The organism is Streptomyces sp. CB00455 (assembly GCF_001905445.1).
In the GTDB taxonomy this organism is placed as follows: domain Bacteria; phylum Actinomycetota; class Actinomycetes; order Streptomycetales; family Streptomycetaceae; genus Streptomyces.
This window is the reverse complement of sequence record NZ_LIVQ01000004.1, coordinates 183,192-203,767: the sequence shown is the minus strand read 5'-3', so window position 1 is coordinate 203,767 and position 20,576 is coordinate 183,192. Positions and strand designations below refer to the sequence as shown.

Below are 20,576 nucleotides of genomic sequence, written 5' to 3'. Positions count from 1 at the left end.
ACTAATGAAGATCATCCTGACCCACGAGGTCACTGGCCTCGGTGCCGCCGGCGATGTCGTCGACGTCAAGGACGGCTACGCTCGCAACTACCTGGTCCCGCGTGGTTTCGCGATCCGCTGGACCAAGGGTGGCGAGAAGGACGTGGCGCAGATCCGCCGCGCCCGCAAGATCCACGAGATCGCGACCATCGAGCAGGCCAACGAGGTCAAGGCCAAGCTCGAGGGCGTGAAGGTTCGTCTGGCCACCCGCGCGGGTGACGCCGGTCGTCTCTTCGGTTCCGTTACCCCGGCCGACATCGCCACGGCGATCGAGTCCTCGGGCGGCCCGAAGGTCGACAAGCGCCGCGTCGAGCTGGGCTCCCCGATCAAGACCCTCGGTTCGTACCAGGTCTCCGTGCGTCTGCACGCCGACGTGGCCGCGAACGTGGGCATCGAGGTCGTCGCCGCCTAAGGGCAGCGAATGAAGGGCCGCACCTCTCCGGGGTGCGGCCCTTCGTCATGGCCGGGGTGGTGTTTCACGTGAAACACCACCCCGGCCCCTTCGTGTTTCACGTGGAACACGGCGGGAGCGGACGGGGACGGCCTCAGCGGCTGGCTCCCGCGACCAGCCACCGGCCCGAGCGGGCCCTCAGCTGGAGGGTGGCCATACGGACCAGCATCATCAGCGTCATGGCCCACCACAGCGCCGTCAGGCCGCCTCCCACGGTCGGGACGAGCAGCGCCGCCGGGGTGAAAGCGGCCAGTGTCAGCAGCATCGCCCATGCCAGATAGCGGCCGTCGCCCGCTCCCATGAGAACCCCGTCGAGCACGAAGACGATGCCGGAGACGGGCTGGGAGAGCGCCACCACGAGCAGCGCGGGCAGCAGGGCGTCCTCGACCGCCGGGTCCCTGGTGAAGAGCGGGACCAACACGGGACGGGCCACGACCACCAGCAGACCGAGGACGATGCCTGCGGCTGTGCCCCACTGCACCATGCGGCGGCACACGGTCTTGGCCCCCTGGGTGTCACCCGCTCCCAGGTAGCGGCCGATGATCGCCTGCCCTGCGATGGCGATCGCGTCCAGGGCGAAGGCGAGCAGGCTCCACAGTGAGAGCAGGATCTGGTGGGCGGCGATGTCGGCGTCACCGAGCCGGGCGGCCACGGCGGTCGCGATCAGCAGAACCGCCCGGAGGGACAGGGTGCGGATCAGTAGGGGTGCGCCGGCTTGTGCGCAGGCGCGGATTCCCGCGAGATCGGGGCGCAGGGATGCGTGGTGCCGCCGGGCGCCCCGCACGACGACCACGAGGTAGGCGACGGCCATGGCGCACTGGGCGATGACCGTGCCCCAGGCCGAGCCGGCGATCCCGAGACCCGCGCCGTAGACCAGGAGGGCGTTGAGCCCCGCGTTGAGGGTGAACCCGCCGATGGCGACGTAGAGCGGTGTACGGGTGTCCTGGAGTCCGCGGATGACGCCGGTGGCGGCGAGGACCATCAGCATGGCCGGGATGCCGAGGGCGGAGATCCGCAGGTAGGTGATCGCGTGGGGGGCGACCGTGTCGGAGGCTCCGAAGAGGGAGACCAGCCAGGGCGCCGCCGGCATGACGACGGCGATGACGGCCGCGCCGAGGAGGAGGGCGAGCCAGATGCCGTCCATGCCCTGGCGGATCGCCGCCCGCAGGTCTCCCGCTCCGACCCGGCGGGAGACGGCTGCGGTGGTGGCGTAGGCGAGGAAGACGAAGACGCTCACAGCGGTGGTGAGCAGGGCGGCTGCGATCCCGAGACCGGCCAGCTGGGGCGTCCCGAGGTGCCCCACGATGGCGCTGTCGGCCATCACGAAGAGGGGTTCGGCGACAAGCGCGCCGAAGGCGGGAACGGCGAGTGCGAAGATCTCCCGGTCGTGCCGTCTCGGCGCAGCCTTCGGTGCAGCGGGGGCCTGTGTCATGCGCTCAATCTAATCTTCCACAGGTAAGAGACACAAGGTGGCTAGGGTCCTTACCGAGGCGCTGACTTGCGCGTTCCTCCCACCCCGTTGGAGGCGATCTTGAGACAGTGGCCAAGAATTTTCTGCGCCAGGTCCGCTGGATGGGGAAATCGCAGGTCAGCATGGGTAACGGGGTGGTGCAGGTGATTTTGTCCACAGTGTCGTCCCCCGGTCCGTACACAGCTTCCGGGGAGTTACCCACAGCATTGGCGCCGTCGTCCACATCTCATCCACACAGCCTGTGGATAACAAGATTGGCTGACGCCGCTCCCGGGCCTACCGTGGTGCGTTGCCCGACTCGCCGACAGCCGATTCGGGTGCCCCAGATGTCAGAGCCGTGTCGTAGAAAGAGTGGCACGGCAAGGTCCGCGTTGCGGACGGGAGGAGGCGGCCCGGTGAGCATGGCCGAGCCCATGGACGACCCCTGGGCCGACAGCGGTCCAGGTGACCGTCTGCCGCCCCGTCCTCGCCGCAACAGCGAAGGCCGCGGCCGCGGGGACGAGCAGCACGACCGGGGCCGGGAGGGCGGCTCCTGGGACGGCGGTGGCTCCGGCGGCTTCGAGCGCGTCCCTCCCCAGGACCTCGATGCCGAGCAGTCCGTGCTCGGCGGCATGCTGCTCTCCAAGGACGCGATCGCCGACGTCGTCGAGGTCCTGAAGGGCCACGACTTCTACCGGCCGTCGCACGAGACGATCTACCAGGCCATCCTCGACCTGTACGCCAAGGGAGAGCCGGCGGACCCGATCACGGTCGGTGCCGAGCTGACCCGGCGCGGCGAGATCAGCAAGGTCGGCGGAGCCTCGTACCTGCACACCCTGGTGCAGTCCGTCCCCACAGCGGCCAATGCCGAGTACTACGCGGAGATCGTCCACGAGCGGGCCGTCCTGCGACGGCTGGTCGCAGCCGGTACGAAGATCACGCAGATGGGCTATGCGGCCGACGGTGACGTCGACGAGATCGTCAACAGCGCACAGGCGGAGATCTACGCGGTCACCGAGCAGCGGACGTCCGAGGACTACCTGCCGCTGGGCGACATCATGGAGGGCGCCCTCGACGAGATCGAGGCCATCGGGTCGCGCAGCGGCCAGATGTCCGGTGTTCCGACCGGGTTCACCGACCTCGACTCGCTGACCAACGGCCTGCACCCGGGCCAGATGATCGTCATCGCCGCCCGTCCCGCGATGGGCAAGTCCACGCTCGCGCTGGACTTCGCGCGGGCCTGTTCGATCAAGAGCAACCTGCCGAGCGTGATCTTCTCCCTCGAAATGGGGCGCAATGAGATCGCGATGCGCCTGCTCTCGGCGGAAGCCCGGGTGGCCCTGCACCACATGCGCTCCGGCACGATGACGGACGACGACTGGACCCGGCTGGCCCGGCGGATGCCGGACGTCTCCGCCGCCCCCCTCTACATCGACGACTCCCCCAACCTGTCGATGATGGAGATCCGGGCCAAGTGCCGTCGCCTCAAGCAGCGCAACGACCTATCGCTCGTGGTCATCGACTATCTCCAGCTGATGCAGTCGGGCGGCTCGCGACGTCCCGAGAGCCGCCAGCAGGAGGTCTCGGACATGTCGCGAAACCTCAAGCTGCTGGCGAAGGAGCTGGAGGTCCCCGTGATCGCGCTCTCCCAGCTGAACCGTGGCCCGGAGCAGCGCACCGACAAGAAGCCGATGGTCTCCGACCTGCGTGAGTCGGGCTCGATCGAGCAGGACGCCGACATGGTGATCCTGCTGCACCGCGAGGACGCCTACGAGAAGGAGTCCCCGCGCGCGGGAGAGGCGGACCTGATCGTCGCCAAGCACCGAAACGGCCCCACGGCGACCATCACCGTGGCCTTCCAGGGCCATTATTCGCGGTTCGTGGACATGGCCAACACGTAGCATCCGCTCATGGACGAGCTCTCTGAGGACCTGGACCTTCTCCCTGCCACCCGGCGTGCGCTGCGGCACCGGATCGCCGTCGCACAGAGCGAGGGACGAGCGCCGTCCGTGGCGGCCGCGGTCGTGCGGGGCGGGCGACTGGTCTGGGAGGGCGCCCGCACCTCCGTCGAAGGGCACGCCCCGGACGGGAACGTGCAGTACCGGATCGGGTCGATCACCAAGACCTTCACGGCGGTTCTGGTACTGAGGCTCCGGGACGAAGGGCTCCTCGCGCTAACAGACCCGCTGGAGCGGCACCTGCCGGACACCGGAGCAGGACATGTGACCATCGCCCAACTCCTCGCGCACACCGGCGGGCTGGCAGCGGAGACGCCGGGCGAGTGGTGGGAGCGCACACCCGGTGGGACGCGGCCCGCGCTCGCCGACGTGCTGGGTGAGGATCCGTTCCGGCACCCGCCCGGGAGCCGGCACCACTACTCCAACCCGGGCTACACGCTGCTGGGTTCGCTCGTCGAGGCGCTGCGCGGCAAGCCGTGGGAGGAAGTGCTGCGGGCCGAGGTGCTGGAGCCGCTGGGTCTGGACCGCACGAGTGGCTCGCCGAGGGCGCCGCACGCAGGTGGCTGGGCCGTGCATCCCTGGGCGGACGTGATGATGCCCGAACCGCTGGAGGACCTCGGGCTGATGGCTCCGGCCGGTCAGCTCTGGTCCACCACCCGGGACTTGGCGCGGTTCGCGGACTTCCTGCTGCGGGGGGACGAGCGGGTGCTGAGCGCGGAGGCCGTGCGGGAGATGCGCACCTCGGCGGCTCCTCCCGAGCCCGGTTTCGCCGAGCTCGGCTATGGGCTCGGGATGCAGCTGATGGCGCAGGGTGGGCGCCGGCTCGCGGGGCACAGCGGCTCGCTGCCCGGCTTCGTCGCGGGACTGTGGGTGAGCGAGGCCGACGACGTGGCGGCAGTGGTGCTGGCGAACTGCACCTCGGGTTTGGCGGTTTCCTCGCTGGCGGCGGATCTCCTGACTGTCGTCGCGGAGGCCGAGCCGCGCTTCCCGCAGCCGTGGCGGCCGTTCCTGGCAGCCGACCGGGTGCCCCTGGAGGTGTGCGGCCCCTGGTACTGGGGCACCTCGGCACACGCGGTGCGGCTGAAGGCGGACGGATCGCTGGAGTTGGGACCGGTGGGGACGACCGGACGTGCCGCCCGCTTCCGGGCGGAGCAGGACGGTACGTGGACCGGCGTGTCCGGCTACTACGCCGGTGAGACGCTGCGGGCGGTACGCCGCCCCGACGGTTCGGTGAGCCACCTCGACCTGGCGTCCTTCGTGTTCACGAGGGAGCCGTACGACGCCCAGGCCCCGGTGCCCGGCGGAGTGGACCCGCAGGGTTGGCAGGGCATCGGCTGACGGACCGCTCCCAGGTGAGAGACTCGCGCTCCGGCGATCTGCGCGGGCACGGCCGGGGTCGCCGCCCGGAGCGGCCCCGGCAGAGCCGGTCGGTCAGAGTTGCAGCTTGAACCCGACGTGCGAGGCGGTGAATCCGAGCCGCTCGTAGAAGCGGTGGGCATCGGTCCGGCTCACGTCCGAGGTCAGCTGGACGAGCGAGCAGTTATCGGCGCGGGACTGCTCGATCGCCCATTCGACGAACCGGGTGCCGAGGCCGCTTCCGCGTTCATCGGAGTGGACACGGACCCCTTCGATGATGGAGCGGGTGGCGCCCTTGCGGGAGAGGCCCGGGACGATCGTGAGCTGGAGGGTGCCGACGACCCGGTCCGCCCGGACGGCGACGACCAGGTGCTGGTTGGGGTCGTCGGACAGCCGCTTCAACGCCGCCTCGTACGGGGTGAGGTCCTCCGGCGATTCGCGGGTCGCACCGAGCGGATCGTCGGCCAGCATGGCGACGATGGCGGGCAGGTCGTCGGCGGTTGCGGGGCGGATGCTCAGCCCGGCGGTGTCGGTCATAGGGGGTGCTCCTCGTCTCAGCCCGCCGCCACGGTGAGCGGCGCCCAGCGTCGGGTCCAGTCACCGGGCAGGCCGGGGGTGTTGCGGGTCATGACGTCGTTGAAGGCGACCGATTCGAGACCGCGGGCTTTGAGCCAGGCGAGGAGTTCTTCGTGGCGGACGTCGACATCGGTGCGCAGCGGGCGATCGGTGGCGGCTGCGAGGGCGGTGACGAGTGCCTTGGCCCCCGCCGCGTCTCGGGCGATCAGGGGGCCGATGACATGGGTGTCCATGTTGGGCCAGATCGCGCCGTAGCCCGTCACGGCGCCCTTACCGTCCTGCGCCACCATCAGCCGGTCCGTGAAGGCGGGAAGCCGGGTGATCAGGTGGGTCCGGTCGGCGCCGAAGACCTCGGTGTCCAGGTGGACGATGAGGGGGAGATCCTCGGCCGTGGCGCGCCGGACCGTGACGGCATCGGCGCCGCCCGCGTCCGCGGGAGCGTCGGGACGGAAGGCTCCTCTCAGCATCTCCGCACGGCCGGTGGCGGCGAAGCCGAGTTCCTCGTAGAGGGGGCGGCCGTAGGGGGTGGCGTGCAGGGTGAGGGGGACGTCCTTGAGTACGTCGTCGCAGATGTGGGTCATTAGTCGCCGTCCCAGGCCCTGACGGGCGTAGCGGCCGGCGACGAGGACCATTCCGATGGCGGCGAGAATCGGTGAGGCGGGGGCGTGGCCGTACCGGGTGACGACGCAGACGGCGGCGAGTCCCTGCCCGTCCGGTGCGTCGACGCCGTAGCCGTTGCCGGCGGCGAGGAGCAGCCCCCACTTGTGGTCCTCGCGGGGCCAGCCGCGGTCCTCGGACAGGTCGGCGCAGCGGCGGAGATCGTCCAGGGTCAGCGCTCGGATCGGCAGATCCGTGAGGTGTGGTGGTGTCACCCGCTCAGACTGGATCATCGATCGGGGGTCGTCCAGAGGATTTGGATGACGGATGTTTCACGTGAAACCAAGGGGGGCGAAGCATGTTTCCCGTGAAACGGGTCCCCCAACCCCGACGAAACGGGCTCGGTTTTGCGTCAAACGGCTCGATGTTTCACGTGAAACACGCTGTTTCACGTGAAACGGACCCACTAGCCTCGACGGCTATGCCCCTTCTCCACCTCTTCGACCTCGACGGGACCCTGATGTTCGGCTCGGCCGCACCGGTCGAGATCTCCCGGCAGCTTGGACTGAGCACTGAGATTGCCGAGCTGGAGCGCGCCTTCGCGGCTCGTGAGATGGAGCCGCATGAGTTTTCACTGGCGGCCCACGCGCTGTGGGCGGAGCTGACACCCGCACATGTCCGGGCGGCGTTCGATGGCTCCCCATGGCTGACCGGCATCCGGGAGGTGTGGCGGGATATCCGGGAGCGCGGCGACTACTGCGCGGTGATCTCCCTGTCGCCGTCCTTCTTCGTGGAACTGCTGATGGAGTGGGGGGCGCACGCTGCTCACGGTTCCGTCTACCCCTCGGTGCCGTTCACCGGCCCGTTGGAGGTGGCAGGGATCCTGACGCCCGAGGGCAAGGTGACGGTGGCGGACCAGTTGTGCGAGCGGTTCGGGGTGACCCGGGAGGACTGCGTCGCCTACGGGGACTCCATGACGGACTCGGTGCTCTTCGCGTCGGTGCCGGTCTCGGTCGCGGTCAACGCACGTCCCTATCTCGCAGAACGTGCGACGCACGTATATGTGGGTAGGGACTTGCGGGAGGCGTACCGGCTGCTGGGGCTGCCCCGCTCCGAAGCTGCGCCATCCTAAGAGGGAAGTGGGTTCGAAACCCGGATTTTCTGCATTTCCCCGCAGCGCGCTGGACTGGCTGGCACGCTGTGGAACCCGGAACCACGGATTCTCAGACCGTGGCGTGTGCAGACCGACCGACATGCTCGAAGCGAGGCATTGCATGGACGCTCCGCCCACCAGACCGGCCGGACGGGAGGCAGCACGGATATCCGCCGAGGGCGGAATGGCCGAGCCCTCCCCGGACGCCGTGCTCATCCGCCGGACGCTCGCGGAGATCGCACCCGTCGCCGACAAGGTGACCTCGTATTTCTACGCCCTGGTCTTCACCAGCCATCCGGACATGCGCGGCATGTTCCCCGCGGCCATGGACACCCAGCGCGACCGGCTGCTGAAGGCCCTGCTGACAGCGGCCGACCACATCGACGACCCCGAGGTGCTCACCCCCTACCTGCGGAGGCTGGGAACGGGGCACCGCAAGTACGGCACCATGGCGGGTCACTACCCGGTGGTGGGCGAGGCGCTCATCGGCGCGCTGGCCCGGTACGCGTCGGCGACATGGGGGCCACAGGCCCAGGCCGCCTGGGTGAGGGCCTACACCACGATCTCCCAGATCATGATCGACGCTGCGGCCGAGGACGAGGCCACGTCCCCGGCGTGGTGGCACGCGGAGGTGGTCTCGCACGAGCTGCGCACCCCGGACATCGCGGTGCTGACCGTCCGCCCCGACCAGCCGTATGCCTTCCTGGCCGGCCAGTACACGAGCCTGGAGACCCCGTGGTGGCCTCGGGTGTGGCGGCACTACTCCTTCGCCTCGGCGCCCCGCGCCGACGGGCTGCTGTCCTTCCACGTCAAGGCCGTGCCCGCGGGCTGGGTGTCCAACGCGCTGGTGCGCCATGCCCGCCCCGGAGACGTGCTGCGCCTCGGGCCGCCCTCCGGGTCGATGGTCGTGGATCACACGACGGACAACGGCATGCTGTGCCTTGCCGGAGGCACCGGGATCGCCCCCATCAAGGCGCTGATCGAGGACGTGGCCGAGCACGGAGAACGCCGTCCGGTGGAGGTCTTCTTCGGAGCGCGCAGCGACAACGACCTGTACGACAAGGACACGCTGCTGGGCCTGCAGCGCTCACACCCCTGGCTCTCGGTGCGCCCGGTGGTCGGTGACGGAATGGCGGGGCAGCTGCCGCACGCGGTCGGCGAGAACGGCCCGTGGAGTTCGTACGACGCCTTCGTCTCGGGGCCGCCGGCGATGATCCGCAGCGGGGTGGACGAGCTCAAGCGGATCGGCATCCCGGACGAACGGATCCGGCACGACGCGGTGGAGGAGCTGGCGGGTGTGGCCGGCTGAGACCGGCGGGCCGACCGCCGGTCTCGTCGGGGCCGTCAGCCCAGGTCGGCGGCGTGCATGGCGCGCACACCCTCGATGTTCCCGTCGAGGTAGTGCCGCAGGGACAGCGGGACGAGATGGACGGCGGCGATTCCGACGCGGCTGAAGGGCACGCGGACGATCTCGTACTCGCCCTCGGGCTGGTCGATCTCGGGGCCGTGCCGTTGGCTGGGGTCCATCGATTCGAGGTGGCAGACGAAGAAGTGCTGCACCTTCACTCCGGTCACCCCACCGTCGGCGATGTGCTCGACGGTGTCGACGAAGCAGGGCACCACATCGGTGATCTTCGCGCCGAGTTCTTCGTGGACCTCCCGGTGAAGTGCGTCGACGACGGTGGCGTCCGAGGACTCCACTCCGCCGCCGGGTGTGACCCAGTAGGGATCAAGGCCGGGCTTGGTGCGCTTGATGAGGATCATGTCGTCACCGTCGAGCAGGATCGCGCGGGCGGTGCGTTTGACCACGGGGCGTTCGGTCATGGGAGAAGAGTGGCCCACGGCTGCCCTTCTGAAACGCGCCAGGGGCCGGAAACAGGGGCTCACCAGCGCGTGGCGGCTCGCAGGAGCCGGTCGTGGGCCCGGGCGAGGTGGGCGAGGGCGAGGCTGCCGGTCCGCACGACAAGGAACCAGGTGCGCAGCGGCGGCACCGGAGGATCTGCCAGGGCCACGATCCGGCCGCTGTCGAGGGCGTCCTGGCAGAGGTAGCGGGGGAGGACCGCGAACCCGGCACCGGCCTGGACGCATTCCAGCACGGCCCGCAGATCGGGCACGACCACCGTGGCGGCGACGGCGCCGGCGTGGGGCCTGCTGTCGAAGACGGCATTCCAGTAGCGGGTGACGAGCGGCAGTGTTTCGTGGACCTCCACGAGCGGGATGCCGTCGAGGGCGGCCGGTCCTTCTTCGTGCAGCTGGTCCGGACCGACCAGGGCGGCCCAGTAGGGCGCCGCGACCAGGACGTGCTCCTCGTCGCACAGCGCGGTGGCGGTGAAGAGTTCGCCGCGGGGGTGGGCGGTCGTGACGACGAGGTCGTGATGGCCGGCGGCCAGCCCGTCGAGGGTCTCCTCGGCATCCGTCTGCAAGGCGGCGCGCAGGGTGTGGCCCTGGCCGACCAGGGGAGCGAGGGCGGGCAGCACGCGCAGGCCCAGGAACTCCGGCGGTCCCGCGATGTGGAGGGTGCGTAACGTCCCGGCGGCCTCACGCTCGGCCTCGGTGATCCGCAGCAGCGCGTCGAGGTGCGGGGCGGTTTTGTGGGCGAGCTCGTCACCCATGGCGGTGGGTGTGACACCGCGGGCCCGTCGGTGGAAGAGGGGGCGCCCCAGCTGGCGTTCCAGCGTGCGGATCTGTGAGGTGACCGCGGGCTGGGACAGGCCCAGGAGCGCGGCGGCCCGGGTGAAGGAACCCGCCCGGTGCACGGCGACGAAGGTGCGCAGCAGGGCCAGGTCCATGGCGGCACCTCTCGGTGGGGGCCTTCAAGTATAAATATGCCGATAGCCCCCTGTCGTTACCGTGATTGGACTCTGACGCAGAGTCAACTAGCCTTGTCACGTGGTTCTTCGCGGGCGGGAACCCGGGGCGGTCCGAGCCACGAGGGGGGAGGCTCGGACCGCCCGACCACAGCCCGTTCAGGCCGTGTTGCCGGCCAGGTCGAGGGCGCGCAGGACGTCCGCGACGAGGTCCGCGGTGTCCTCCGCTCCGGCGGAGAACCGGATGAACCCCTCCGGCACGGCGTCGCCGCCCCAGCGTCCGCGCCGCTCGGCGGTGGACCGCACGCCGCCGAAGCTGGTCGCGTCCTCGACCAGACGCAGGGCCGCCATGAACCGTTCGGCGTGGGCCCGGTCGGGCAGCGTGAAGGAGACCACCGATCCGAAGCCCCGCATCTGACGGGCGGCCGTCTTGTGCGAGGGGTCCGACGCCAGGCCCGGGTAGCGCGGCCCCGTCACGTCGGCGCGGTCGGCCAGTGCCTCGGCGACCGCCAGGGCATTGGCCCACTGGCGCTGCGCCCGCAGCTGGATGGTGGCCAGGGAGCGGTGCGCCAGCCAGGCCTCCATCGGCCCGGGAACGGCGCCCACGATCTTGCGCCACTTGCGGACGCCGGCTGCCAGTTCCGCGTCGCGGCAGACGACGTAACCGAGCAGGAGGTCACCGTGTCCGGTGAGCCCCTTGGTGCCGCTGGCGACGGAGAAGTCGGCGCCGAGTTCCAGGGGGCGCTGGCCGAGCGGGGTGGCGAGGGTGTTGTCGACGGCGACCAGGGTGCCGCCGCGGTGTGCGGCGTCCACCAGGAGCCGTACGTCGCACACGTCGAGCCCCGGGTTCGACGGGGTCTCGATCCACAGCAACCGGGCTCCGTCGAGGACCGCGAGCTGGGCGTCGTCCCCGGTCGGCGCGGTGCGGACGCGGATGCCGTACGCCTCCAGCTGCTCCCGCAGCAGGGGCAGCGCCTGGTAGCCGTCGTCGGGCAGGACGACGGTGTCACCGGTGCGCGCCTGGGAGAGGAGGACGGCGGAGATCGCCGCCATGCCCGAGGCGAAGACGACGGTGTGCACCTCCTGGCCCGGAGCCTCCAGCTCTCCGATCGCCTCTTCCAGCAGGGTCCAGGTGGGGTTGGTGTCACGGCCGTAGGTGTAGGGCCCCTCGACCTCCCCGGGCAGGTGGAAGTGGGCGGCGAAGACCGGTCCGGGCAGGGGCGGTTCGTTCTTGACGGGCCCGGGCAGCCCGGCGCGCACCGCGAGGGTGCCGTCGCCGAGACGGGCCGCGGACCCGGCGTCGTGCCCGCCGTCTGCGGGGTCAATGGTGTTGCGGTGGCCGCCGTCGTGGTGGCCGAGGCCGTGCGTGTCTTCGGGTTCGTGAGAGTTCACGCGGTGTGCTCCTTCATGGCCTCGCGTAAGGCCTCCAGCCGGCCGGGGTGAGGGCCCCGCGGGTCCCCGCTCGTCAGTCCTTGTCGGGCAGGACCATGTTCACGGCCCAGGAGACGACGGAGATGATCAGTGCGCCGACGACGGCGGTCCAGAATCCGTCGACGTGGAAGCTCAGGTCGAGCTGCTCGGCCAGCCAGGAGGTCAGCAGCAGCATCAGGGCGTTCACGACCAGGGTGAAGAGGCCGAGGGTGAGGATGAACAGCGGGAGCGAGAGCAGCTTCACCACGGGCTTCACGATGAAGTTGACCAGCCCGAACACGAGGGCGATCAGCAGCAGGGTGACCGTACGGCGGCCCAGGCTGCTGCCGTCGTCGAGGGTGATGCCGGCGAGCAGCCAGATGGCAACGGCCAGCGCCGCCGCATTGGCGAGCGTCTTGACTACGAAATTCGTCATGGGTCTGATCGTGGCAGAGAAGATTCCCGTGGAACATCCGTGGACCAGCGGGTGCGAGGGCACGACCGAGTACAAGGGGCACAACGACGATGAAGGCCTTCCGGCTTGACGAGCTCGAAGCGGAACGGATCGCCAACGACGGCGCTTACCTGCAGTTCGTGCGCGAGCGCAACATGTCGGTGGGCCTGTACGCCCTCGACGCCGGGCAGGGCGATCCGCAGCAGCCGCACCGTCAGGACGAGGTGTACTTCGTCGTGAGCGGGCGCGCCTCGATCACGGTCGGGGAGGAGACGACCACGGTGGCGCGGGGCAGTGTGGTCTACGTCCCGGCGGGAGTCGCGCACAAGTTCCACCACATCACGGAGGATCTGCGGGTGATGGTGGTGTTCTCCCCGCCGGAGGGCTGACCTGTCCCCGGATGAGGGTCGCGCCCCTGGTCCCCCTAGGGGGCGGATCAGGGGACTGCGGGGGCTTGCCGGGCCCCGTCCGGGACCCCCGGCTCCTAGCATCGGGAGCAGGACATCACGGACGAAGAAGAAGAGGTCGAGGACATGGACGGGATCCGAAGGACATTCGCAGGCATGCCCTGGTGGGTTAAGTGGGTCGCCGTTCCGCTGCTGGCACTGTTCGTCTTCGGTGGCGTGATCACGAGCATCCTGGGCGCCCTGATCGGGTTCGTCTTCAAGCTGCTCCTCTTCGTCGGTCTCGTCGGCGGCCTGATCTTCGTGGTGAAGAAGGTCGGCGGCGGTACGAAGTCCTCCTCCGGCGGTTGGTAGCCGGTCCGAAGAGGCCCGGTGGTACCGGTGCGTCGGGCGGTCGCGGATTGAGCCAGGCGAGGGAACGTGGCTTCCAAAACCGCCTACGACGTGGGAATCGGCGGATACAGTCGCAATCCGTGCCGTTCCCTGGGCACCGAAAGCCGGTACCACCGTTCTGAACGGCGGCCGTGTGGAACAGCCGCCGAGCACGGCCCCCAGGAGTCGCGGCGCACGCGGGGGCGGCCCCCGCAGGGCGGGCCGCCCCGAGGTCTGCCGCCACGCCTGGGGGTGCGCTTTGTCTTCGGTTCAAACCGGCGTTGTGCCCACGCTGATCGGTTCGGTGCAGCGGGCGCTGCGGCTGCTCGAGGCCGCAGGTTCGCACCGCGAAGGGGCTCCGGCGAAGCAGCTCGCCCGCGAGGCGGGGCTTCCCCTTCCCACCGCGTACCACCTCCTGCGCACCCTGACGCACGAGGGCTATCTGCGCCGGGAGAGCGGCGTCTTCGTACTGGGTGCCGCGGCCGGTCGGCTGGCGGGCGGCGGACTGCAGCAGAAACGTCGCAGCATGATCCTCGACTCCCTCGCGCACTTCCGCGACGCCGTCGGGGCCCCCGTCTACTTCGCGGTGTACCGCGAGGGTGAAATCGAGGTCGTGGGTGTCTCGGACACCCCGTCCAGCCCGGCCTGCGAGGAGTGGGCCGACTTCCGGGCGACCGGCCACGCCCACGCCATCGGGCAGTGCCTGCTCGGCCAGCTCGACGAGAAGGCTCGCAGGGACCACTACGCCCGCCACCCGGTCGAGGCCGTCACCCCCTACACAGTGGCGGATCTTCGCTCTTTGGAGGACCGGCTCGGGGCCATGGAGCGGATGCAGCCGGTTACGGAGCGTCAGGAGTACGCGCTGGGCACGGTGTGTGCGGCCATCCCCATCACTGCCGGCAATACCGCTGCAGCCATGGCCATTTCTCTTCCCCTGCACCAGCAAGGCCGGTTGCTTTATGCGGTCGATCGACTACGGAGTGAAGTAGGCGCGCTGTTGAACACCCTCTCGTTCTCTATCAGTATCTGAAAACTCACTCCTTGTGATCTGCTAGCGCTTACACCACTCTTGGTCAAGAGGCCCTGGGGGACCATTCCTGGCCACTTCCACTAAAGCGGGGTAGGCAATGCGCGAGTCGGTACAGGCAGAGGTCATGATGAGCTTCCTCGTTTCCGAGGAGCTCTCGTTCCGGATCCCGGTGGAACTCCGGTACGACGCTCGTGATCCCTACGCAGTCCGCCTGACCTTTCACCTCCCCGGAGACGCGCCCGTGACCTGGGCGTTCGGCCGGGAACTGCTCCTCGACGGCATCAACAAGCCGTGCGGTGACGGCGATGTGCGCATCGCCCCCACCGATCCGGAGGAGCTGTCCGATGTCCACATCCGTCTCCAGGTCGGCGGCGACCGGGCGCTGTTCCGCGCCAGCGCGGCGCCGCTCGTCGCCTTCCTCGACCGCACCGACCGGCTCGTTCCCCTGGGTCAGGAGCGCGATCAGGGCGACTTCGAGGAGAACCTCGACCAGGCGCTCGGCAGGATCCTGGCCGAGTCCCGGCAGAACGAGCAGAACGCGGGCTGACCGCCCACCCCTTCGCGAGATCCGGCAGCCCGTTCGCGAGATCCGGCGGCCCCGCCGGCCCGGCGGGCGGGACACCGCTCAGCGCTTGCGCCGACGGCCCCGGCCGCGGACCGGTCCCGTGGCCGGCGGGCCCTGCCCCCCCGGCCGGTCGGCGGACACCACCAGGGCGGCGAGCGCCGTCGTCACCGGGACCGACGCCACGAGCCCGATCGAACCCACCAGCGTCCGTACGATCTCCTCCGCGACCAGTTCGCTGTTGGCCACCGAACCCATGCTGCTGTTCGCGATCGAGAACAGCAGCAGCAGGGGCAGTGCGGCGCCCGCATAGGCGAGCACCAGGGTGTTGACCACAGAAGCGATGTGATCGCGCCCGATCCGGATGGCCGCCCGGTACAAGGAGCGCGGGCCCATCGACGGATCGGCCTGGTGGAGTTCCCACACCGCCGACGTCTGGGTGACCGTCACGTCGTCCAGCACACCCAGCGATCCGATGATCACGCCCGCGAGCAGCAGACCGCTCATGTCGATGTGCGGGTAGAGCCCGTGGATCAGACCCGTGTTGTCGTCGGTGTTGCCGGTGAGGAACGCCCAGCCGATGAAGAGCGAGCCGAGCAGGCCGATCAGCAGCAGCGAGACGAGCGTGCCGAGGACGGCGACCGAGGTGCGCGCGGTCAGTCCGTGGCACATGTACAGCGCGATCAGCATGATGGCGCTCGCACCGATGACCGCGACGAGCAGCGGATTCGATCCCTGCAGGATGGCCGGGAGGATGAAGAGCGTCAGCACGCCGAAACTGACGACCAGGGCGATCAGCGCGAACAGCCCCCGCATCCGGCCCACCACGACGACGGCCACGGCGAAGATACCGGCCAGCAGGGCCATCGGGAGCTTGCGGTTGACGTCGACCACCGAGTACTGGAGGTCCCGCGGCGCGTCCGGCGCGTAGGCGACGACCACCTCCTGACCCTTCTCCAACTGCCGCGGTGCGCCCGGCTGCACGATCTCCACGAAGGTGCGGCCCTTCTCGGGGCCGGTGCCGACCTCGATGGTGGCCTTCTTGCACTCGCCGGTCTGCGCGGCCTGTGCCTCGCGGCCCTCCGGGGTGGACGTGTTCCCGGTGGGCGGGACCTGCGCGGCGTTCACCGATTTGCAGTCGACCTGTGCCAGCGAGACGACCGTCCCCTGCTGCGTCTGGCGGTCGAAGCCGACCCCGGTGCGCTCGTGGGCGGGCGCGCCGCCCGGCCACAGCACCGCCATGCCGATGAAGACGGCGGCGGCGAAGGGGATCAGCACGGCCGCGATGACCTTGCGCAGGTGCTGGGAGACGGGTGCCGCAGGCCCGTGGCTGTGACTGTGGGAATGGCCGGACGGGTGTCCCGGCGAGTGCCCGGACGAGGGGCCGGAGGAGTGCCCTGGGCCTGGGTGCGCGTGACCGTCGTGGCCGGCGGGTTCTGTGGGCTGGCTGGGGGGATGCGGCGAGATCGTCACCGGCAGATCATCGCAAGAGATGAGGGGGCCCACTGTTCAGCACGCCATAGATGACGCTAGCGTGGGGGCACCTTTGCACAACGCGGGAGCTCGGAGCACCGGGCTGAGAGGACGCTGATCACCGTAGGCGCATCACGGATGCGCACGGGAAGAGGCTGCGTCGACCGCCGAACCTGTTACCGGGTAATGCCGGCGTAGGGAGATAGGTCTCATGACCATTCAGGACGCACGCACGCCTGCCGTCAGCCAGGACGCCGACGGCCAGACCGAGCGCCAGCCCGGCTGGCACAAGGGGTACGTGGCGGGCTCCCGCCCCGACATCCGGGTGCCGGTCCGCCAGGTCCACCTCACCAACGGCAAGGACGTCACGCTCTACGACACGTCCGGGCCGTACACCGACCCCGGGATCGAGACCGACGTGCGCCGCGGTCTCGCACCGCTGCGCGAGAACTGGATCATCGGACGCGGGGACACCGAGGAGTACGCGGGACGCCCCGCGCGCCCCGAGGACGACGGCATCAAGCACACCTCGCCGCGCGGCGGGCTCAAGAACCTCGACGCGGTCTTTCCCGGCCGCCCCCGCCAACCCCGCCGGGGCCGTGACGGCGCCGCCGTCACCCAGCTCGCGTACGCCCGCCGGGGCGAGATCACTCCGGAGATGGAGTACGTCGCGATCCGCGAGAACGTATCCCCCGAGGTCGTGCGCGAGGAGATCGCCGCGGGTCGTGCGGTACTCCCCGCGAACGTGAACCACCCCGAGATCGAGCCGATGATCATCGGCAAGCGATTCCTGGTGAAGGTCAACGCCAACATCGGCAACTCCGCGGTCACCTCCTCCATCGAGGAGGAGGTCGACAAGATGACGTGGGCGACCAAGTGGGGCGCCGATACCGTCATGGACCTTTCGACGGGCCGCAACATCCACACCACGCGTGAGTGGGTCCTGCGCAATTCCCCTGTCCCGATCGGCACCGTCCCGCTCTACCAGGCGCTGGAGAAGGTCGACGGTCGTGCCGAGGACCTGACCTGGGAGATCTACAAGGACACGGTCATCGAGCAGGCCGAGCAGGGCGTGGACTACATGACGGTCCACGCAGGCGTGCTGCTGCCCTACGTCCCGCTGACCGCCCGCCGCAAGACCGGCATCGTCTCGCGCGGTGGTTCGATCATGGCCGCGTGGTGCCTGGCGCACCACGAGGAGAACTTCCTGTACACGCACTTCGAGGAGCTCTGCGACATCCTCGCGACCTACGACGTCACGTACTCGCTGGGTGACGGCCTGCGCCCCGGCTCGATCGCGGACGCCAATGACGCGGCGCAGTTCGCGGAGTTGAAGACGCTGGGCGAGCTGAACACGATCGCCAAACGTCACAACGTCCAGACCATGATCGAGGGCCCGGGCCACGTTCCGATGCACAAGATCAAGGAGAACATCGACCTTCAGCAGGAGATCTGCGAGGAGGCGCCGTTCTACACCCTCGGTCCGCTGACCACGGATGTCGCACCCGCTTACGACCACATCACCTCGGGCATCGGCGCAGCGATGATCGCCTGGTGGGGCACCGCGATGCTCTGCTACGTCACGCCCAAGGAGCACCTGGGTCTGCCCAACCGCGACGACGTCAAGACCGGCGTCATCACGTACAAGATCGCCGCGCACGCGGCGGACCTGGCCAAGGGACACCCCGGGGCCCAGGAGTGGGACGACGCCCTGTCGGACGCCCGGTTCGAGTTCCGCTGGGAGGACCAGTTCAACCTGGCGATGGACCCGGACACCGCCCGCGAGTTCCACGACGAGACGCTGCCCGCCGAGCCGGCCAAGACGGCGCACTTCTGCTCCATGTGCGGCCCTAAGTTCTGCTCGATGAAGATCTCGCAGGACATCCGCCGTGAGCACGGGGGCGACCTGAAGGCCGACGAGATCCGGGCCGGGATGGCGGAGAAGTCCGCCGAGTTCGCGGCTTCGGGCAACCGCGTCTACCTCCCGCTCGCCGACTGACGCACCCGCTCCCCTCCGGGCGCGGCTCCGCGGCCCTAGGGCTGGCTCCCGCTGGTGTTTCACGTGAAACACCAGCGGGAGCCGGTGCGTCGGCGCCTCTCGGATACCGCTACCGCGTCGTCCCGTTGGTCACCGTGCCACGGGGGGTCACTTCGGCTCGTGCTCCGGGCCGCCGAAGTCCGGGCTTGTGAAGTCCGGGGGCGAGTACCCGGGCCGGGGCCCCTCGGAGGGCAGCCCCGGACTGGAGAAATCAGGAGGTGTGTACCCCAGGCTGGGGATGCGCCCACCGCGCGAGCGCGGGGCCGGAAAGCCCGGCCCGGCGCTCGGATCGGCCAGCGCGTCCCGCAGGAAGGGCATGATCCCGCGCTCCAGCAGTGCCTTGCGCCATTCCTCACGGGCCCAGGCGACCTCGTCGGGTACCGGCTCGCCGTCGTCCGCCGCCACCTCGGTCGCGCTGTTGCGGACGGCCGCCATCAGCAGCCCGGTCACCGCGAAGACGAGGGAGACGATGGTGAGCACCCCGAAGAACGAGCCTGCCGTGAGCATGGTTTCGGCGAAGGCGGGTTCGGGGTCGACGATCTTGAGGGCATAGCCGACGAGCAGGAAGATCAGCATGGCGGTGCCCGCCAGGACGGGTGCCAGGACCGCGATCACGGCGGCGAGGCCGGCGCCGCCCGCGCTGCCCCGGTCGTCGTCCTCTTCCCCTGCCGTACCGGGCGGGGACAGGAGCTCGTCGCGCCGCTCCTCGCGGACCTTCACGTAGTGGTCGTACTCGGCGGCCGCCGCGGCCGTCAGCAGCGCACTGGCCGCCAGGGCCATGGTGCGCAGCTGTTCGGCGTTCAGGCGTTCGCCCAGGGCGGCGAGCTCGGGGCGTTCGTGCGCGGTGCGCAGCGCCTCGTCGAGGAGCCGATCGAATTCCGGCCGGTCTTCGGTCAGCAGGTGCGGAGCGCTGGTCATGTGCATCCCCCGATGCTCCGTAGAAGCCGGTTTGCCCGCGTAGACCCGGGCGCCGGCACAAACGGAGGAGAGCCTGCTACGGATAGGGCGATGGTAGAGGGCCCACACCGCACGTTGACAGGGGCTTTACCGAAATAGCCCGGTGCGGGAAGCCTCAGTCGCTCAGGGGAAGTTGGACGACGAGCAGCTTGCCCGCCATCGTGACCCCGCCGTCCATGGCGATGGCGAGGCCCCCCGCGTACACGTGCGGCCCGTCGACGGCTTCCGGACCGCGTGCCTCGTCGCCGTCCTCGGCGCCCACCTCGCCGAGCAGGTAGGGGATGGGACTGTGCCCGTGCACGACGCGGCTGCCGCCGTAGGTGCCGAGCAGTTCCCTCACGGCGTCCGGGCCGGTCTCCTCGTCCCGGAAGGCGAACCGCTTGGTGAACTTGCGGAACAGGTCCCAGGTGATGTCGGCGTCGTTGCGGTTGAGCAGTTCGTGGATGGTGTCGTTGACGTCCTCGACGGAGTCGCCGTAGTCGAGGTAGGCCGTGGTGTCCGAGTGGAGCAGCAGGTGGCCTTCCTCCAGGACGGCCGCGTCCAGCCGGGACATCCACTGCAGGTGTACGTCCTGGAGCCGCTCCATGTCGCTGCGCTGGCCGCCGTTGAGCAGCCAGGCGGCCTGGAAGGTGGCCGTGCCGGCCCCGGAGGCGACGGGCGTGTCGCCGAACCGCTTGGCGCCGATGAGCAGCAGTTCGTGGTTGCCCATGAGGGCCTTGCAGTAGCCGCCCGCAGCGGCGGCCTCGGCGGACAGCCGCATGACGAGGTCGATCACGCCGATGCCGTCGGGGCCGCGGTCGGTGAAGTCGCCGAGGAACCAGAGCCGGGCGTTGCCGGCGGACCAGCGGCGCTCCGCGTCGATCAGGCCCTGGGCGTGGAGTTCGGCGACGAGCTCGTCGAGGTAGCCGTGGACGTCGCCGACGACGTAGAGCGGCCCCGGGCCGGCGGTGGCCGTGTCCTGGGGGACGTACTGCACCTGGACGGTGTCACCGGGACCGCCGAGCGCGCCGCGCCCGATGACGGGCAGGTCACGCTGGGTCGGGGTGTACCCGTCGAGGTCTTCGTCCTCGGGTTCCGCGGCGGGCGGTGCGCTCGCCTGCGGTGCGTATCCGGGCTGCGGGGGCGCGCCGGGCGCGCCGCCCTCGTAGTACGCCGGGTACTCGCCGTACACGGGAGCTTCACCGGGAAGCCCGGTGGATACGGCGTACGGAGCGGGTTCGGTGACCGGAACCCGGAAGTCCCGCAGCGTCTCCGTCCGCATCGCGGGTCCCTGACCGGCCCCCTGAGTCATCGACCCCTCCACCACCGTCGCGCTGCCGTACACCTGCGGACCCTCCTGACCTCCGGGGAGGAGGGTCCGTGATGTCGTGCGCCCATCATAGGAATGCGGCTCGCGCTCTGTGACGCACCAGGGGTGGTGAATCCTGTGCGGAGCCGATCGTTCCTACCGTTTTCTCCCGATATCGGTGTTGCCGAAATTTTCGGCGGT

20 protein-coding genes are annotated in these 20,576 nt (G+C 69.8%); 10 read left to right on the top strand and 10 right to left on the bottom strand.

The annotated features are described in order from the left end of the window. Nucleotides 1-4: 4 nt before the first annotated feature. Nucleotides 5-451, top strand: coding sequence for a 50S ribosomal protein L9 (gene rplI, locus AMK16_RS18250; protein WP_073916850.1), 447 nt, complete (start codon nucleotides 5-7; stop codon nucleotides 449-451). 133 nt (nucleotides 452-584) lie between these two features. On the opposite strand, the gene AMK16_RS18245 is transcribed toward rplI, so the two are convergent. Beyond that, nucleotides 585-1,922 carry an MATE family efflux transporter gene (locus tag AMK16_RS18245; RefSeq protein ID WP_073916846.1) on the bottom strand — a complete coding sequence of 446 codons (1,338 nt, stop codon included), beginning with the start codon at nucleotides 1,920-1,922 and terminating at the stop codon, nucleotides 585-587. 452 nt (nucleotides 1,923-2,374) lie between these two features. Between AMK16_RS18245 and dnaB the strand changes: the two genes are divergently transcribed. Together dnaB and AMK16_RS18235 are read left to right on the top strand one after the other, a co-directional pair. Continuing rightward, nucleotides 2,375-3,841 (top strand): replicative DNA helicase, encoded by a 1,467-nt coding sequence (dnaB, locus tag AMK16_RS18240; protein WP_073917733.1) that lies wholly within the window; start codon nucleotides 2,375-2,377, stop codon nucleotides 3,839-3,841. A gap of 9 nt (nucleotides 3,842-3,850) precedes the next feature. Further along, nucleotides 3,851-5,236, top strand: coding sequence for a serine hydrolase domain-containing protein (locus AMK16_RS18235; RefSeq protein ID WP_073916844.1), 1,386 nt, complete (start codon nucleotides 3,851-3,853; stop codon nucleotides 5,234-5,236). Nucleotides 5,237-5,329: 93 nt separating this feature from the next. On the opposite strand, the gene AMK16_RS18230 is transcribed toward AMK16_RS18235, so the two are convergent. Both AMK16_RS18230 and AMK16_RS18225 read right to left on the bottom strand, forming a co-directional pair. After that, nucleotides 5,330-5,791, bottom strand: a complete 462-nt coding sequence (locus tag AMK16_RS18230; protein WP_073916841.1) for a GNAT family N-acetyltransferase — start codon at nucleotides 5,789-5,791, stop codon at nucleotides 5,330-5,332. Nucleotides 5,792-5,808: 17 nt separating this feature from the next. Further along, on the bottom strand, nucleotides 5,809-6,702 hold the full coding sequence (locus tag AMK16_RS18225) for a GNAT family N-acetyltransferase (protein ID WP_107417176.1): 894 nt from the start codon (nucleotides 6,700-6,702) through the stop codon (nucleotides 5,809-5,811). Nucleotides 6,703-6,908: 206 nt separating this feature from the next. Between AMK16_RS18225 and AMK16_RS18220 the strand changes: the two genes are divergently transcribed. Further along, nucleotides 6,909-7,559, top strand: coding sequence for an HAD family hydrolase (locus AMK16_RS18220; RefSeq protein WP_073916837.1), 651 nt, complete (start codon nucleotides 6,909-6,911; stop codon nucleotides 7,557-7,559). A 142-nt stretch (nucleotides 7,560-7,701) separates the two neighbouring features. Next, a complete protein-coding gene (locus tag AMK16_RS18215) occupies nucleotides 7,702-8,889 on the top strand; it encodes a globin domain-containing protein (RefSeq protein ID WP_242438784.1) in 1,188 nt (395 codons plus the stop codon). 35 nt (nucleotides 8,890-8,924) lie between these two features. Here AMK16_RS18215 and AMK16_RS18210 read toward each other — a convergent pair whose 3' ends face one another. The 4 genes from AMK16_RS18210 to AMK16_RS18195 form a co-directional block, all read right to left on the bottom strand. Continuing rightward, a complete protein-coding gene (locus tag AMK16_RS18210) occupies nucleotides 8,925-9,404 on the bottom strand; it encodes an NUDIX domain-containing protein (protein WP_073916835.1) in 480 nt (159 codons plus the stop codon). 59 nt (nucleotides 9,405-9,463) lie between these two features. Further along, the gene (locus tag AMK16_RS18205) at nucleotides 9,464-10,369 is read right to left on the bottom strand and encodes a LysR family transcriptional regulator (RefSeq protein ID WP_073916831.1); all 906 of its coding nucleotides are present in this window, start codon (nucleotides 10,367-10,369) and stop codon (nucleotides 9,464-9,466) included. Between the two features lie 177 nt (nucleotides 10,370-10,546). Beyond that, nucleotides 10,547-11,713 carry a cystathionine gamma-lyase gene (locus AMK16_RS18200; protein WP_073917731.1) on the bottom strand — a complete coding sequence of 389 codons (1,167 nt, stop codon included), beginning with the start codon at nucleotides 11,711-11,713 and terminating at the stop codon, nucleotides 10,547-10,549. A gap of 139 nt (nucleotides 11,714-11,852) precedes the next feature. Then, nucleotides 11,853-12,233 (bottom strand): phage holin family protein, encoded by a 381-nt coding sequence (locus AMK16_RS18195; protein WP_073916828.1) that lies wholly within the window; start codon nucleotides 12,231-12,233, stop codon nucleotides 11,853-11,855. Between the two features lie 89 nt (nucleotides 12,234-12,322). On the opposite strand from AMK16_RS18195, the gene AMK16_RS18190 reads away from it, so the two are divergent. From AMK16_RS18190 to AMK16_RS18175, 4 genes are all read left to right on the top strand, one after another. Then, complete coding sequence (locus AMK16_RS18190; RefSeq protein WP_073916825.1) at nucleotides 12,323-12,640, top strand: cupin domain-containing protein; 318 nt, start codon at nucleotides 12,323-12,325, stop codon at nucleotides 12,638-12,640. 144 nt (nucleotides 12,641-12,784) lie between these two features. Then, nucleotides 12,785-13,009, top strand: coding sequence for a DUF5326 family protein (locus tag AMK16_RS18185; RefSeq protein WP_107417175.1), 225 nt, complete (start codon nucleotides 12,785-12,787; stop codon nucleotides 13,007-13,009). A gap of 310 nt (nucleotides 13,010-13,319) precedes the next feature. Then, nucleotides 13,320-14,057 (top strand): IclR family transcriptional regulator, encoded by a 738-nt coding sequence (locus tag AMK16_RS18180; protein WP_443333584.1) that lies wholly within the window; start codon nucleotides 13,320-13,322, stop codon nucleotides 14,055-14,057. Nucleotides 14,058-14,154: 97 nt separating this feature from the next. Beyond that, nucleotides 14,155-14,604 carry an SsgA family sporulation/cell division regulator gene (locus AMK16_RS18175; protein WP_073916822.1) on the top strand — a complete coding sequence of 150 codons (450 nt, stop codon included), beginning with the start codon at nucleotides 14,155-14,157 and terminating at the stop codon, nucleotides 14,602-14,604. Between the two features lie 78 nt (nucleotides 14,605-14,682). Here the strand turns inward: AMK16_RS18175 and AMK16_RS18170 are convergent, their stop codons facing one another. Continuing rightward, nucleotides 14,683-16,125, bottom strand: a complete 1,443-nt coding sequence (locus AMK16_RS18170) for a YibE/F family protein (RefSeq protein ID WP_242438783.1) — start codon at nucleotides 16,123-16,125, stop codon at nucleotides 14,683-14,685. Between the two features lie 178 nt (nucleotides 16,126-16,303). Here AMK16_RS18170 and thiC point away from each other — a divergent pair, with 178 nt between their 5' ends. Continuing rightward, on the top strand, nucleotides 16,304-18,091 hold the full coding sequence (thiC, locus tag AMK16_RS18165; protein WP_073916815.1) for a phosphomethylpyrimidine synthase ThiC: 1,788 nt from the start codon (nucleotides 16,304-16,306) through the stop codon (nucleotides 18,089-18,091). Nucleotides 18,092-18,238: 147 nt separating this feature from the next. On the opposite strand, the gene AMK16_RS18160 is transcribed toward thiC, so the two are convergent. Together AMK16_RS18160 and AMK16_RS18155 are read right to left on the bottom strand one after the other, a co-directional pair. Next, complete coding sequence (locus AMK16_RS18160) at nucleotides 18,239-19,054, bottom strand: hypothetical protein (RefSeq protein WP_073916812.1); 816 nt, start codon at nucleotides 19,052-19,054, stop codon at nucleotides 18,239-18,241. 148 nt (nucleotides 19,055-19,202) lie between these two features. Next, nucleotides 19,203-20,393, bottom strand: a complete 1,191-nt coding sequence (locus tag AMK16_RS18155) for a metallophosphoesterase (protein ID WP_073917725.1) — start codon at nucleotides 20,391-20,393, stop codon at nucleotides 19,203-19,205. Nucleotides 20,394-20,576 lie beyond the last annotated feature (183 nt).

Coding starts and splice junctions, on each gene's coding strand:
- rplI (WP_073916850.1), top strand. CDS start 5: ATGAAGATCATCCTGACCCACGAGGTCACTGGCCTCGGTGCCGCCGGC.
- AMK16_RS18245 (WP_073916846.1), bottom strand. CDS start 1,922: ATGACACAGGCCCCCGCTGCACCGAAGGCTGCGCCGAGACGGCACGAC.
- dnaB (WP_073917733.1), top strand. CDS start 2,375: ATGGACGACCCCTGGGCCGACAGCGGTCCAGGTGACCGTCTGCCGCCC.
- AMK16_RS18235 (WP_073916844.1), top strand. CDS start 3,851: ATGGACGAGCTCTCTGAGGACCTGGACCTTCTCCCTGCCACCCGGCGT.
- AMK16_RS18230 (WP_073916841.1), bottom strand. CDS start 5,791: ATGACCGACACCGCCGGGCTGAGCATCCGCCCCGCAACCGCCGACGAC.
- AMK16_RS18220 (WP_073916837.1), top strand. CDS start 6,909: ATGCCCCTTCTCCACCTCTTCGACCTCGACGGGACCCTGATGTTCGGC.
- AMK16_RS18215 (WP_242438784.1), top strand. CDS start 7,702: ATGGACGCTCCGCCCACCAGACCGGCCGGACGGGAGGCAGCACGGATA.
- AMK16_RS18210 (WP_073916835.1), bottom strand. CDS start 9,404: ATGACCGAACGCCCCGTGGTCAAACGCACCGCCCGCGCGATCCTGCTC.
- AMK16_RS18205 (WP_073916831.1), bottom strand. CDS start 10,369: ATGGACCTGGCCCTGCTGCGCACCTTCGTCGCCGTGCACCGGGCGGGT.
- AMK16_RS18195 (WP_073916828.1), bottom strand. CDS start 12,233: ATGACGAATTTCGTAGTCAAGACGCTCGCCAATGCGGCGGCGCTGGCC.
- AMK16_RS18190 (WP_073916825.1), top strand. CDS start 12,323: ATGAAGGCCTTCCGGCTTGACGAGCTCGAAGCGGAACGGATCGCCAAC.
- AMK16_RS18185 (WP_107417175.1), top strand. CDS start 12,785: ATGGACGGGATCCGAAGGACATTCGCAGGCATGCCCTGGTGGGTTAAG.
- AMK16_RS18175 (WP_073916822.1), top strand. CDS start 14,155: ATGCGCGAGTCGGTACAGGCAGAGGTCATGATGAGCTTCCTCGTTTCC.
- thiC (WP_073916815.1), top strand. CDS start 16,304: ATGACCATTCAGGACGCACGCACGCCTGCCGTCAGCCAGGACGCCGAC.
- AMK16_RS18160 (WP_073916812.1), bottom strand. CDS start 19,054: ATGCACATGACCAGCGCTCCGCACCTGCTGACCGAAGACCGGCCGGAA.